This is a genomic window from Sphingomonas sp. CFBP 13714, from assembly GCF_014842205.1.
In the GTDB taxonomy this organism is placed as follows: Bacteria; Pseudomonadota; Alphaproteobacteria; order Sphingomonadales; family Sphingomonadaceae; genus Sphingomonas; species Sphingomonas aerolata.
The window spans coordinates 101,849-115,256 of record NZ_JACYVG010000001.1 but is presented as its reverse complement, the minus strand read 5'-3'; the positions used below and the strand labels follow the sequence as shown (position 1 = coordinate 115,256).

11 protein-coding genes and 2 pseudogenes are annotated in these 13,408 nt (G+C 59.8%); 7 read left to right on the top strand and 6 right to left on the bottom strand.

Going from position 1 to position 13,408, the window contains the following annotated elements:
• Nucleotides 1-51 precede the first annotated feature (51 nt).
• From IFT54_RS00550 to IFT54_RS00535, 4 genes are read right to left on the bottom strand one after another with little or no spacing between them, the layout of a single operon-like run.
• Nucleotides 52-1,164: a DegT/DnrJ/EryC1/StrS family aminotransferase gene (locus tag IFT54_RS00550; protein WP_192069664.1), complete on the bottom strand. Its 1,113-nt coding sequence runs from the start codon at nucleotides 1,162-1,164 to the stop codon at nucleotides 52-54.
• Between the two features lie 2 nt (nucleotides 1,165-1,166).
• The gene (locus tag IFT54_RS00545) at nucleotides 1,167-1,577 is read right to left on the bottom strand and encodes a WxcM-like domain-containing protein (RefSeq protein ID WP_166746642.1); all 411 of its coding nucleotides are present in this window, start codon (nucleotides 1,575-1,577) and stop codon (nucleotides 1,167-1,169) included.
• Nucleotides 1,574-2,059, bottom strand: a complete 486-nt coding sequence (locus IFT54_RS00540) for an acyltransferase (RefSeq protein ID WP_166746643.1) — start codon at nucleotides 2,057-2,059, stop codon at nucleotides 1,574-1,576. Before IFT54_RS00540 ends, IFT54_RS00545 begins: the two co-directional genes overlap by 4 nt.
• On the bottom strand, nucleotides 2,056-2,964 hold the full coding sequence (locus IFT54_RS00535) for a sugar transferase (RefSeq protein ID WP_166746644.1): 909 nt from the start codon (nucleotides 2,962-2,964) through the stop codon (nucleotides 2,056-2,058). The genes IFT54_RS00540 and IFT54_RS00535 overlap by 4 nt, the downstream gene beginning before the upstream one ends.
• A gap of 694 nt (nucleotides 2,965-3,658) precedes the next feature.
• On the opposite strand from IFT54_RS00535, the gene rfbC reads away from it, so the two are divergent.
• From rfbC to IFT54_RS00505, 6 genes are all read left to right on the top strand, one after another.
• Nucleotides 3,659-4,228 carry a dTDP-4-dehydrorhamnose 3,5-epimerase gene (rfbC, locus tag IFT54_RS00530; RefSeq protein ID WP_192069286.1) on the top strand — a complete coding sequence of 190 codons (570 nt, stop codon included), beginning with the start codon at nucleotides 3,659-3,661 and terminating at the stop codon, nucleotides 4,226-4,228.
• Nucleotides 4,229-4,239: 11 nt separating this feature from the next.
• On the top strand, nucleotides 4,240-5,295 hold the full coding sequence (rfbB, locus tag IFT54_RS00525) for a dTDP-glucose 4,6-dehydratase (RefSeq protein WP_192069285.1): 1,056 nt from the start codon (nucleotides 4,240-4,242) through the stop codon (nucleotides 5,293-5,295).
• Nucleotides 5,292-6,233, top strand: coding sequence for a dTDP-4-dehydrorhamnose reductase (gene rfbD / locus IFT54_RS00520; protein WP_244648418.1), 942 nt, complete (start codon nucleotides 5,292-5,294; stop codon nucleotides 6,231-6,233). The genes rfbB and rfbD overlap by 4 nt, the downstream gene beginning before the upstream one ends.
• Nucleotides 6,230-7,099 carry a glucose-1-phosphate thymidylyltransferase RfbA gene (gene rfbA, locus IFT54_RS00515; RefSeq protein WP_192069284.1) on the top strand — a complete coding sequence of 290 codons (870 nt, stop codon included), beginning with the start codon at nucleotides 6,230-6,232 and terminating at the stop codon, nucleotides 7,097-7,099. Before rfbD ends, rfbA begins: the two co-directional genes overlap by 4 nt.
• Nucleotides 7,100-7,890: 791 nt before the next feature.
• Nucleotides 7,891-9,417, top strand: coding sequence for a DUF1800 family protein (locus IFT54_RS00510; protein WP_197984535.1), 1,527 nt, complete (start codon nucleotides 7,891-7,893; stop codon nucleotides 9,415-9,417).
• Between the two features lie 4 nt (nucleotides 9,418-9,421).
• On the top strand, nucleotides 9,422-10,804 hold the full coding sequence (locus tag IFT54_RS00505; RefSeq protein WP_192069283.1) for a DUF1501 domain-containing protein: 1,383 nt from the start codon (nucleotides 9,422-9,424) through the stop codon (nucleotides 10,802-10,804).
• A gap of 130 nt (nucleotides 10,805-10,934) precedes the next feature.
• Here IFT54_RS00505 and IFT54_RS00500 read toward each other — a convergent pair.
• A pseudogene (locus tag IFT54_RS00500) lies at nucleotides 10,935-11,285 on the bottom strand (YciI family protein); the annotation flags it as partial.
• Nucleotides 11,286-11,617: 332 nt separating this feature from the next.
• On the opposite strand from IFT54_RS00500, the pseudogene IFT54_RS00495 reads away from it, so the two are divergent.
• Nucleotides 11,618-12,006: pseudogene (locus IFT54_RS00495) on the top strand (recombinase family protein).
• 758 nt (nucleotides 12,007-12,764) lie between these two features.
• On the opposite strand, the gene IFT54_RS00490 reads toward IFT54_RS00495, so the two are convergent.
• Nucleotides 12,765-13,235, bottom strand: coding sequence for a GFA family protein (locus tag IFT54_RS00490; RefSeq protein ID WP_192069282.1), 471 nt, complete (start codon nucleotides 13,233-13,235; stop codon nucleotides 12,765-12,767).
• Nucleotides 13,236-13,408: the final 173 nt, after the last annotated feature.

Sequence of the window (13,408 nt, the reverse complement as noted above, 5' to 3'; positions counted from 1 at the left end):
GTACGTTCATGGGTGTCTAGTTGGGCAGGGCGTAGTTCCATAGCGGCCAAATCAGTTCGGAGCGACGATCGACGTGCCACGTAGTGCGTCAACCACCCGGGTCGCATCCTCAATGGATAGATGCGGGCCGATAGGTAGGCTGAGCACCTGATCGGCTAGCCGATCAGTGACGGGTAAATTACACCCTGCGAGTGGCGTTCCGCTATAAGCTTGCTGTCGATGGGGGGGGATTGGGTAGTGAACGATCGTTTCTATTCCCTGCTGGGCAAGGGAAGTCTGAATCTCACTGCGATTTGCTGCGCGAACAACATACAAATGCCACGAGCTCTCACAGGCCGCATTGGTAACTGGCAACACAAGATTCGTATTGACCAGCCCCTCGTCGTACAACTTAGCTATCTGTTTTCGGCGCGCATTCCATTCTATTAGCGCAGGCAATTTGGCGCGCAGCACGGCCGCTTGGATCGGCGCTAAACGACTATTTAATCCAATGACCTCGTTAACGTATTTACGGGACGATCCGTAGTTACGTAGTGTCCGTATTTTATTCGCCAGATCGTCATCGTCGGTGGTCAACGCCCCGCCATCACCAAACGCGCCGAGGTTTTTGCCGGGGTAGAAGCTCCAAGCGGTAACGGTGCTGTGACCGCCAATCCGTCGGCCGCGATAGGCCGCCCCATGGGCTTGCGCAGCATCTTCAACGACAGCCAAGTTATGGCGCCGAGCGATACTAGCAATCGCATCAAGATCAGCGGGACTCCCGTATAGATGCACGGGTATGATCGCGCGTGTCCTTGACGTTACACGTTCCTCGATCAATGCGGGGTCGATGAGATGCGTTACAGGATCGGGTTCAACCGGCACGGGCACCCCTCCTACTTGCGACACTGCCAAGCATGTCGCGATAAAGGTGTTGCCAGGTACGATAACCTCGTCACCTGGCCCTATTTCTAGGGCCATTAACGCGATGCGGAGCGCGTCAAGACCATTACCAACACCGATGGCATGCCGACACTCGCAGAAATTGGAGAACTCGTTTTCGAAAGCTTCCACTTCGGGACCCAGAATGTACCAACCCGAGTCAACTACGCGCTTGATGCCTTCATCGATAACGTCTCGCCGCTCCTGCGTCGCACGGCTCAAATCTAAAAAGGGGATTTTCATCGTCACTGGCGATCCTTGAAATACGCATCATAGTCGCGGTAATAATCTTCCTCGTCGTACCTCTCTGATGCCAAAACCATGCAGACCGAGCCGGACGAGAAATTATCCAGCTCCCTCCATATCATAGGACAAACGAGAAGCCCCTGATAAGATCGATTGAGATGGACCCGTTGCGTCTGCAGGCCATCATCGAGAACGACGTCAAAGCTGCCGGACATGGCAATTATGAGCTGCCGCAACTGCTTGTGAGCATGCCCTCCACGCTCTCCCCCACCAGGAACATCATAGAGGTAATAAACCCTCGCGATATCGAACGGCACATGCCTACCGGCCTCAATAAAGGTCAGATTTCCGCGGGGGTCCGAGATCTTAGGCAGGTCGATAATCGTGCATTTATCAAGCAGGGGTGTCACAAGGGCCTCGCGGGGTTGCCAACGACAGTCACATTAGAAGCGATATTTTTGGTTACTACAGCACCAGCGCCAACCATCGCCCCTTCACCAATTTCGATACCAGGCAAAATGCATGCCCCGGCGCCGATACTGCATCCCCGTTTCAACAATGTACGTTCCAAAGCAAATTCACGGTTTCCCGACCGTGGGTACCGATCATTTACAAAAGTCACATTGGGACCAACAAAGACGTCAGATTCTATTGTTATACCGTCCCATAGCTGAACTCCTGCTTTTATTGTTACTCGGTCACCTATGAGTACGTCATTTTCAACAAATACGTGGGAGCATATATTCACATCCTTACCAATTACCGCCCCGCCAAGAATTACAACAAATTGCCAAATCCGCGTACCGGGACCGATTTGTTTTGTGTCCACAAGAGCTGAAGGGTGCGTAAGAACGTTATATCCCCGTTTTTCATCGAAATTAGGCAAGCTCATTTTGCACCGTGCCCGGTTATCATGATCTTTATAGTCAACATAACTATAACTATATCTAGCCAGAAAGAGTAGTTTTTAATGTAGTAAAAGTCATAGTATAGCTTATTTCTCACGTCATCAACGTCAGCTACATGTCCTTGGCACACTTGTGCCCAGCCGGTTATACCAGGCCTAACAATATGACGGTAATGATAGAATGGCAGTTCTTTCTCATACCATTTAGTTAGTGCAACCGCTTCTGGGCGGGGTCCAATCCACCCCATCTGCGCTTGCAAAACGTTTATAATTTGCGGCAACTCATCAAGCCTCGAGCGGCGAAGTAAACGTCCCACGCGTGTAATCCGAGCGTCACCTGTTAACGTGATTGCCGAATGCCGGGCATCATCGTGGAAGCCTTCTGAACGATGCGTCATGGTTCGGAATTTGAATACCCGAAAGGGAATGCCCCGAAATCCGATGCGCTCCTGACGGAAGAATACTGGGCCTACGCTATCCCATCTGATGGCAAGGGCGATTATTCCGAACAACGGTAGTAGGAGAAGCAAGGCTAAGCCTGCCGCAAGCCACTCGATTGCCTGCTTAATTTTAAAATATACCTCATTGGGATTCACAGAACCCAACGTATTTAATGACAGGCGATCAATCTCACTACGACCGGTCATCTGTTCAACGACCTGCTTCACATCATATACCCGCAACCCTGTGAGCGCGCTATCAGCGATGAAACGCTCCCATTTTTCAAGGTGATCTGCATTTAGGTCGACGACAATGCCTTCGCAATTATCGAGAGCGTCTTCAGGTGACTGCAGCATCTGCCAGCGGACATTCTGTAGCCGCTCCACTCTCTCGGCCTCCCCTCCTGGAACAATTGCCAGTCGTATTATCTTGTCACGATAAACGATCATAAATATTGCTCCGAACCACGCCAGAGCCATAATATAGCATATGAAGAGTGGAAGACGGCTATAGTCTAAGCGTAGTGCAAACATTACTAGGACAGCTAGAGCAAATGTCGCCGAAAAGCATGGCATTACGTAACCAAGCGCATTTATGCCGGGAAAAACGTGTAACCGACGCAGAAATATATATCCGAATACAACTGCTATTGTTGCGGCGCATAAACTATTAAATTCAGTTGGTGCGCTGATCCATAAAGGAGTCAACAAATACCGAGTGGCGGCCGGAAATGCGATGCATAACAAGACTCCTAGCCCCAACTGCCATCGAACACGCTCAAGCCACTGAAGTTGCTGTCCCATCGTATTGGAACCAGTGTTTGGGGGAGGTACGTCGTTCACATCACGATCCTATTCGGCGATCTTGCTACGGATCACATCGCCGCAACGTGCCAGGACCGCTACATCGCCGGATATCCCTGGCATTAAAGATCGCGCACTACATTTGCCGTCGCGGCGACGCAAGCTCGGCCTCCACCTTCAGGGCGGAAGGAGTTCGCCCCCCGATGCTGGATCGCATACCCGCCATCCAGAATCCATACCCGCCCGTGTCCTTCACCATCCTTGAACGGCGCGAAACCTCTTCCCGCTACAGCGTCTCATGGGCTAAGCGTCGCGCGAACAATAGGATCGTCAAAAATCAATGCCGCCCCCCATCCAGCTCATTCGTACTCGCCGCCACGGCGACTCACGCGGCTGGTTCACCGAAACCTATAATCGCCAGACGTTCAACGCCCTCGGTATTTCGTGCAATTTCGTGCAGGACAATCATTCGTTGTCGTGCTCGGCATTTACCTTGCGTGGGCTGCACTTTCAGACACCGCCACGTGGCCAAGACAAACTCGTGCGGTGCATACGTGGCCGGATTTTCGACGTCGCTGTCGATGTACGCAAAGACTCGCCTACCTGGGGTAAGTGGGTTGGCGCTGAACTCAGTGCGGCAAACGGGCATCAGTTGTATATCCCGGTCGGTTTCGCTCACGGATTTCTGACGTTAGAGCCCGATTGCGAAGTCACTTACAAATGCTCTGATACTTATGCTCCGGCGAATGACGGTGGAATTCGATGGGATGACCCAGAGATTGGAATAAACTGGCCAGTGCCAAAATGCACAACTCTTGAATTGAGTGCCAAAGACGCCGTCCAGCCGTTGCTTGCCGATTTCGACAGCCCATTTGCTTATGATGGCCGCCCTTTGGCCCCGCTCGCCTGAAGGATATAATAATGCGCATTTTCGTCACCGGCGGGGCCGGCTTCATCGGTTCGGCGCTCGTCCGTCACCTGATCGAAAACACCGACCATGAAGTCCTCAACTTTGACAAGCTGACCTATGCGGGCACGCTGACGACGGTCGAGCGCGTCGCGGATTCGAACCGCTACCGCTTCGTCCAGGGCGACATCTGCGATGCGGACGCGGTCCGCGCCGCGATCGCCGGGTTCAAGCCCGATGTGATCACGCATCTCGCCGCCGAGAGCCATGTCGACCGCTCGATCGACGGCCCCGGCGCGTTCGTCCAGACCAACGTCGTCGGCACCTTCACGATGCTGAGCGAGGCGCGCGCCTATTGGCTGTCGCTCGGCGACGCGGCGAAGGCGGCGTTCCGTTTCCATCACATCTCGACCGATGAGGTGTACGGCTCGCTCGGCGAGACCGGGCTGTTCACCGAAGAGACGCCCTATGATCCGCGTTCGCCCTATTCGGCGTCGAAGGCGGGGTCGGATCACCTCGTCAGCGCCTGGGGCCACACCTTCGGCCTGCCGGTGCTGATCACCAACTGCTCCAACAATTACGGGCCGTATCACTTCCCCGAAAAGCTGATCCCGCTGATGATCGTCAAGGCGCTCGCGGGCGCCGACCTGCCCGTCTACGGCAAGGGCGATCAGGTCCGCGACTGGCTGTATGTCGAGGATCATGTCCGCGCGCTCCACGCGGTGTTCGAAAAGGGTGAGCCCGGCCGGACCTACAATGTCGGCGGAAACAACGAGAAGCAGAATCTCGAGGTCGTGAAGACTGTCTGCACGATCCTCGATCGCCTCCGCCCGCGCGCCGATGGCCAGCCTTACGCGACGCAGATCACCTATGTCGCCGACCGCCCCGGCCACGACAAGCGCTATGCGATCGACGCGACGCGGATCAAGGACGAGCTCGGCTGGGAACCCGCCGAGACGTTCGAGACGGGCATCGAAAAGACCGTCGCCTGGTATCTCGACAACCAGGACTGGTGGCAGGCGATCGTCGCCGAGCACAAGGCCGACCAGCGTCGCGGGCTTTCGGTATGAGCGATGCTTCCGCAGCTGGCGGTATGAAGCGGATCCTCGTCACCGGCGGCAACGGCCAGCTCGGCACCGAGCTCAAGCGCTATCCCTGGCCCGAGGGCTGGGCGGTCACCGCGATCGACATCGACGAGCTCGACCTGCGCGACACCGCGGCGATCGCCGCGATGGTCGCGGGCGGCCATGACGGCACGCCCTGGGCCGCGGTGATCTCGGCCGGCGCCTATACCGCGGTCGACAAGGCGGAAAGCGACATCGTCACCGCCTGGGCGGTCAACGCGATGGCCCCCGCGGCGTTCGCGGAGGCCTGCGCCAAGGCCGGCATCCCGATCGTCCAGGTCTCGACCGATTACGTCTTCGACGGCGCGCGCGACGGCGCGTGGGAGGTCACCGATCCGGTCGCGCCGCTCGGCGTCTATGGCGCGTCCAAGCTTGGCGGCGAGCTCGCGGTCCGCACCTCTGGCGCGCGCCACGCGATCGTCCGGACCGCCTGGGTGGTCAGCGCGCACGGCAACAACTTCGTCAAGACGATGCTGCGCGTCGGCGCGACCAACCCGCGCCTGCGCGTCGTCGACGACCAGCATGGCAGCCCGACGTCCGCGACCGATCTCGCCACTGCGCTCGCGACGATCGCGATGCGCCTCGTCGAAGATCCCGCTGCCCCCATCGGCGTCTATCATTTCAGCAACGTCGGCGCGGTCACCTGGGCCGGCTTCGCACGCGAGATCTTCGCGCAGAGCGCCGCGCGGGGCGGGGCCAGCGCCGAGGTCGAAGGCATCCCGACCAGCGACTATCCGACACCTGCGACGCGCCCGGCAAACTCGTTGCTCAGCCATGACGCGATCACGCGCGACTATGGCATCCATCCGCCCGCGTGGCAGACCGCGCTCGGCAATATCCTCGACGAACTGCTCGGGGCCCCCAAGAAGGACATCTCCCAATGAAGGGCATCATTCTCGCCGGCGGTTCGGGCACGCGGCTTCATCCGGCAACGCTCGCCGTGAACAAGCAGCTGTTGCCGGTCTACGACAAGCCGATGATCTACTATCCGCTTTCGGTGCTGATGCTGGCCGGCATCCGCGACATCCTGATCATCTCGAGCCCCGAATATATCGACAATTACCGTCGCCTGTTTGAGGACGGATCTGCGTTCGGTCTCGCCATCTCCTATGCCGAACAGCCCCGGCCCGAGGGCCTCGCCCAGGCGTTCACGATCGGCGCGGACTTCATCGGCGACGACGATGTCGCGCTCGTGCTCGGCGACAACATCTTCTTTGGCGCGCACCTGACCGACCTGCTGGCGAGCGCGGTCGCGCGCAAGGGCGGCGCAACGGTGTTCTCCTATCGCGTCGACGATCCCGAGCGCTACGGCGTGGTCGAGTTCGGCGAAGGCGGCAAGGCCGTCAGCCTCGAGGAAAAGCCGGCAAAGCCCAAGTCGCACCATGCGGTCACCGGCCTGTATTTCTACGACAACCGCGTCGTCCAGTTCGCGCGCGACCTGAAGCCCTCCGCCCGCGGTGAGCTCGAGATCACCGATCTCAACCGCATCTACATGGAAGCGGGCGACCTGTTCGTCGAACAGATGGGGCGTGGCTACGCCTGGCTCGACACCGGCACGCACGATAGCTTGCTCGAAGCTAGCGAATTCGTGCGCACCATCCAGCACCGCCAAGGCATTCAGGTCGCCTGTCTCGAAGAGATTGCGTTTCACCAAGGCTTCATAACCGCCGATCAGGCTCGCGAGGCTGGCGAGCGCTTTAACAAAACGAACTATGGCCGTGCAATCTTGAACGCAGTGGATGGAAATTAACTCACCCATTTTCAGCGTGATTGAGCTGTGCGTTCATAATGCGCCCCGTCCAATGCACATCGGCTTTGTGCAGTAGTTGAGTTGAGCCCGGAAATCCCCTCGATCGGATTCAGGACCGGCCAGATCTGGCCGGTAAATCCCCCGCCGTTCACCGGGTCATCGAAGACACAGAGAGCGACAATGTCTTTGTGCCGCTGATTGCGATGGGGGGTAACGTTAAATTACGTTTAACCTATTTTAAAGCCAAGGCGAAGGCAGCTTTCATGCTCATGAACATCGCAACCATGCAAATCCGGCATATATCGTAGAAATATTTGGGAACAGGGGATTTCCAAACCCGCTGTTAACTACCACCCGGCAAATGAGGGGAGCACGGAGCCGTTAGCATCTCCGTCGCGACCGCCGGGGATTGTTGCGTGCTGAAAGACCGATTTGCTGATTTCACAGCGGATGACGGAATAACGGAAGCCACGTCTGAGGCGGTCAGCGTGAAACTGGCAACACCGGCTGCAGGACTGCTCATGGCGGCATGCGGCGGAGGCGGTGGTAGCGGCAGTGGCGCTGCTGCCGGGGCAGGGTCAATCGTTGTGGTGCCGGCGCTGATCCCAACGCCTGTTCCAACACCCGTGCCTGTTCCGACGCCGGAGCCCGTTTCAACGCCGACACCCGCTCCCACGCCAACCCCGTCGGTTTCGACGCCGACACCGACACCGACACCGAGCCCGACCCCAACTCCGACACCAGCACCCCGTGAGCCGGCGACCTCCGGTCCGTCCACCGAGCCGATCCAGGTGGTCCGTGCGCCGGTCACCCAGGAGGAGGCGAGCCGTTTCCTGCTGCAGGCGACCATGGGCGCGACCCGCGCCGACATCGACAAGGTGATGACGCTCGGTTTCGAGGGCTGGATCGACGAACAGATGGCGATGCCGCGCGAGATCTCGCACTGGGACTGGCTGGTCAGCGTCCGGGTCGAGGGCGACCGTTCCTACATCTCGGGCACGGGGTATGGATGGGACCAGACGATCTGGCGCCAGCTGATCGGCGGGCAGGACCAGTTGCGCCAGCGCGTCGGTATGGCGTTGCTCGACTTCCTGGTCGTCGGGATGGACGGCGTCACCGGCTCCTGGCCGACGATGCAGGTCGCCGCCTATATGGACGTGCTGATGGACAATGCGTTCGGCAATTACCGGACACTGATCGGGCAGATCACGACCAGCACCGCGATGGGCTCGTTCCTCACCTATCTCGACAACCGCAAGGGCGATCCCGTCAGCGGGGCGGAGCCGGACGAGAATTATGCCCGCGAACTCATGCAGCTGTTCACGCTGGGGCTGCATCAGCTGAATATCGACGGTACGCCGCAGCTGGCGGGCGGCGAGCCGATCGAAACCTACGGCAGCGAGGACGTGGCACAGTTCGCCCGGGTGCTGACCGGGCTGACCTATGCGAATGCCGACAAGAACACGCCGGATCGGCTGCGGCTGCCGATGATCGTCAACGAGTCGATCCACGAGGGAGGGGCCTCGACCGTGCTGGGCGCGACGGTCAGTGGTCCCGGCGCCACGGCGATCCCTGCGGCGCTCGACATCATCTTCCGTCATCCCAATGTCGCGCCCTTCCTCGCGCTAAACCTGATCAAGCGGCTGACAAGCAGCAATCCGTCGCCCGCCTATGTCGCCAGCGTCGCCCGCACGTTCGTGGACAATGGTCGGGGCGAGCGCGGGGATCTGGCGGCCACGGTCCGTGCGATCCTGCTGCATGCCGAGGTGCGTGGCCCTGGCGCGTTGACCAACCCTTCCGCAGGCCGGCTGCGCGATCCGGTGCAGAGATTTACCGGCTGGGCGCGCGCGTTCAACGCGGTGACCGCCGGCAAGTGGAAGATCGGCGACCTCAGCGCCATCACCAAGCTGGGCCAGTCGCCGGGGCGATCGCCCTCGGTCTTCGGCTTTTTTCGCCCTGGCTATTCTGCACCGGGGACGCAGGTCAGTGGAGCTGGGCTCGTCGCACCCGAGTTCCAGCTGGTCAATGAGCAGACGGTGCTGTCGTTCATCAACTTCATGTACACCACGGTTTCGGGCGGGGTCGGCGACGTGAAGGCCGATTATACCGAGATACTCGCCAAGGCCACGGACGCGAACGCGCTGGTCGACGAGGTCATACTGCTGCTCGCAGCCGGCCAGTTACCCCCCGCCACCGTCGCCGCCATCCGCGCGGCGGTAGCGAGCATCAGCCTGTCCAAATCGGATGGCCCCATCAACCGTGTCGGGGTGGCGATCATGCTGACGCTCGCCTCCCCCGACGGCCTCGTACTGCGATAGTCCCATGCACCTGAACCAGCATCATTCGCGCCGATCCTTCCTGACGCGGAGTGCTCAGCTCGGCCTGGCCGGCGTCGCCGCGCCTTTGGTCGACACGCTCGGCTGGATCGGCGAGGCGGCCGCAGCGAGTGCCAGCGATTACAAGGCGCTCGTCTGCGTCTTCCTCTATGGCGGCAATGACTATGCCAACACGCTCGCGCCCTATGATGACACCAGCTACGCCGCCTATCTGAAGGCCCGGCCGAGCGTCGCGCTGACCCGCGAGGCACTGGCACCGATGCTGTTGCGCCCCGACCAGGCGCTCCCGGGCGGGCGCCATTACGCCTTGGCGCCGGCGATGGCTCCGCTGCTTCCGCTGTTCGATCAGGGCAAGATGGCGATGCTGCTCAATGTCGGCACGCTGATGGAGCCGACGACCAAGGCGCAATATCTGGCCAAGACCGTCCGCGTGCCGCCCAAATTGTTTAGCCACAACGACCAGCAGAGCTTCTTCCAGGCGTCCCATCCCGAGGGTGCCGCGACCGGCTGGGGCGGGCGGATCGGTGATCTGGTCGCGGCGGGCAATGGATCGGCGACGCTGACCTGCATCAACGCGAGCGGCAATGCGGTGTATCTGGCCGGGCGGCAGGCGATTCCCTATTCCGTCTCCGGCAGCGGACCGGTTCCGCTGCTCCGCAACAGCAAGACGCTGTTCGGCTCGGCCACGTCTGCCGACACGCTGCGCCAGCTGATGACCGGTGGCGGCCAGACGTTGATGGCGGACGATTATGCCAAGGTCGTGCGGCGGTCGCTCGACACCTATGCCCAGGTCAACGCAGCCCTGGCCAATGCGCCGGAGGATAATTTCGGCCTGTTCCCCGATTATTCGCTTGCCGATCAACTCAAACTGGTTGCCCGGATGATGTCGGTATCGTCCGACCTGGGGGTGAAGCGACAGGTGTTCTTCGTATCGATGGGCGGGTTTGATCGGCACAACGGCCTGGTGACACAACAGCCGAACATGCTGGGCGCGGTCGCGCAATCGATGAAGGCATTCTACGACACAACCGTCACGATGGGGATTGCCGACCGCGTCACGAGTTTCACGGCGTCCGATTTCGGACGTACCTTGTCGGCCGACCGCGACGGATCGGACCATGGCTGGGGGGGCATGCACTGGGTCGTGGGCGGGGCCGTCAAGGGACGGCAGATCATCGGCAAGCCACCGATCGTCGGCAGCAACACGCCTGACGATGTCGGTCGCGGCCGGCTGCTGCCGACCACCTCGGTCGATCAATATGCCGCGACGCTGGCAAGCTGGTTCGGGACCAGCGACGGCGAACTGACTACTGTGCTGCCCAATCTGGCGGCATGGGACCGTTCGTCATGGAATCTCGGCTTCCTCTAGCGTAGCGCCGCGGCGTCGTACGAGCCGTCGCCCCCTTTGCGCACGCTCGTCAGCGCTCTGCCAGCCTCTTACCGACGCCGTCGTGGATCTTTGATGCTTCGGCCGGGATGAGGTCGGCGAAGTCCTCGGCTTCGTACAGTGGACGGATCTCGATCTCGCTCGGCCCGAACATCGGGTTCGGACAGCGCTTCACCCACTCGACGGCCTCGTCCATGGTGCTGACTTGCCAGAGCCAATACCCTGCGACGAGTTCGCGCGTTTCGGCAAAAGGTCCGTCAATAACTGTGCGGTCCGGACCATCGAATGCGATGCGCTTTCCATGCGACGAGGGCCTTAGCCCATCACCGGCGACTAGAATGCCGGCCTTCACTTGCGCCTCGTTGAATCTGCCCATGTCCACGAACATCCGGCTGAGTTCGGGCGAGGGCTTCATACCTTTCTCGCTATCCTCGGTCGCCTTCACGAACACCATCACGCGCATCATCATTCTCCTTACGCCGCCGCCACTGTCCTGGCTGCTACAACGACGAACGAGATTTTCAGGATTCGATAGCTTCGCAGCAGAAGCTCTCTTCACAAGATGATCATCCACGAGGAGCGCGTCTCTTCCGACACGGCCAACGTGGATTAATAGCTCACGTCGCGCATGTCCTACGTTTTGCAACAGAGCGCCAAGCGCTCGTTTTCTCTCAGGAGCTAATGTCGCAAAAGTGTGCTGCATGGCCGGCGGTTTTCGATGCAATTATGCGACATGCTGATCGGCTATGTCCGTGTGTCCACCGATGACCAAAATCTCCGGCTGCAACGCGACGCGTGAAACAGGCGGGGTGCAAGCGGACATTCGAGGAAAAGGTATCTGGTGCGAAGCGGGACCGGCCCGAACTGAGCAAGATGATTGAGCAGCAGCGCGACGATAACATGGTGGTGGTGACGCGGCTGGACAGGCTGGCACGCTCCACTCGCCATCTGCTCGATATCTTTGAAAAGTTGAAGGATGTGGGGCGGGCCTACGCTCGCTAGCCGAGCCTTGGGCAGTTACGATTTCGCCAGCAGGTCGCATGGTACTAACCGTGTTCGCCGGCGCCGCCGAGTTTGAGCGCGAACTCATCCACCAACTTACTAGCAGTGGGCGGGTGGTCGCCAAGGCGAGGGAAGTCCGCTTCGGGCGCCCGCCAAGCCCACACTTGACCAGATCGCACTAGGCGAGCGTTTCGTGAACGAGGGCACCTCGGTGCGCGAAGCTGCCAAGCTGCTCAAGTGCCACCATGCCACGTTCTACCGGGCACTGACCGCTGCGGCATCGACAGCCTGAAGCCGACCTTCCCGCAATCGACGTGTCGTAAGGGGGAGCCTAACTGAATCACACCGGACAAACCGGTGTCAAAAACCCGGTTGATCGGTTAAAAGGCCTGTCACCTGTTTTGGCAGATCGCGATATGTTCTGACCTAAGGGGGCAGATTGTCGTGTCAAAGGACACGCTTCACCCTTCGACGCCGAGGCCGGACCTCCATGACAGGGGCAGACGGTGGCATGCCGTCCTCCGGGAGCAGCCGAGTGCTGTCCTATCGCTTTTCTGGCTGCTGCCCCGCTCGTGGCTTTGCAGTCTTTGGCCGTTCCGCGGCGGCGATGTCGGTGTTCGGCCGACACAGGCGGGTCAGAGGCTGGCACGCGATGCCCGGGCTCGAGCAACGCTGCTTCCCGTCGGTCGTCGTGCAGGCGCGGCATTCGCGCCGTGTATCGACGCATTCTTGCGGTGCTGCGAGCAGGAGCGCCAACATGAGAACCATCATTGTCTCCTTACATCGCGGCGGGCGTGAGCAGAATGCAAGCGCATGCGCTGCTGCGTCAAGCGACGGATCGGAGCCGCAAGCAGGCCTCCGAATGCATGACGATGCTGATGCGACAGCTTCGATTCGTGCAGCATGAATGACCGGTCTGCAGAGGAAAGCGGACCGCGGTCTATGACTTCGGTGGCCAGTCGACTGTATCGTGGTCAGGATGCTGGAGAGAGACAATTCCTGCCAGATGCGCCGCCGCTCGTGGCTCATCTAGCGGGCGTTCGGGCAGATTGGCCAATGCCTGAAAGTCGGCGATGCGCTCGGACGACGCGAGCTGTTCGGTCAGATGGACCAGGTGCGGTTCGTCCATGGCACCGAGCGTGAAACTGATGCTTCCCTCACCATATTCGAAGGTCAGCGGCGTGCCACAATCCCGACAAAACCCACGACGAGCCTTGTTCGAACTCTGAAAATGACCCGGCTGACCGCGGGTCCAGGTCACGGCAGACAAGGGCGCTCCGACATAAGGCCCGAACAGTCCGCCCGTCGCCTTCTGGCACATTCGACAATGGCAGATGGAGGCGTCTTCCAGATCGGCGTCAATCCGGAACCGCACCGCGCCACACTGACATCCTCCAGTGCTGGTCATCATCGCTCGAGAATTTCATATCGGTCGACCATTCGCAATGGGGAGGACGCGGAATATTCGGGGTGGAGCGGCAAGCGGAATGGCAGAATTTGAGGGGGGGCGTAGCTAGCCACACCAAACGCGGCGTCTTTGCCGAAGACTAAGGCACTTTGGGAAGCGCGACGAACCCAGTTGAG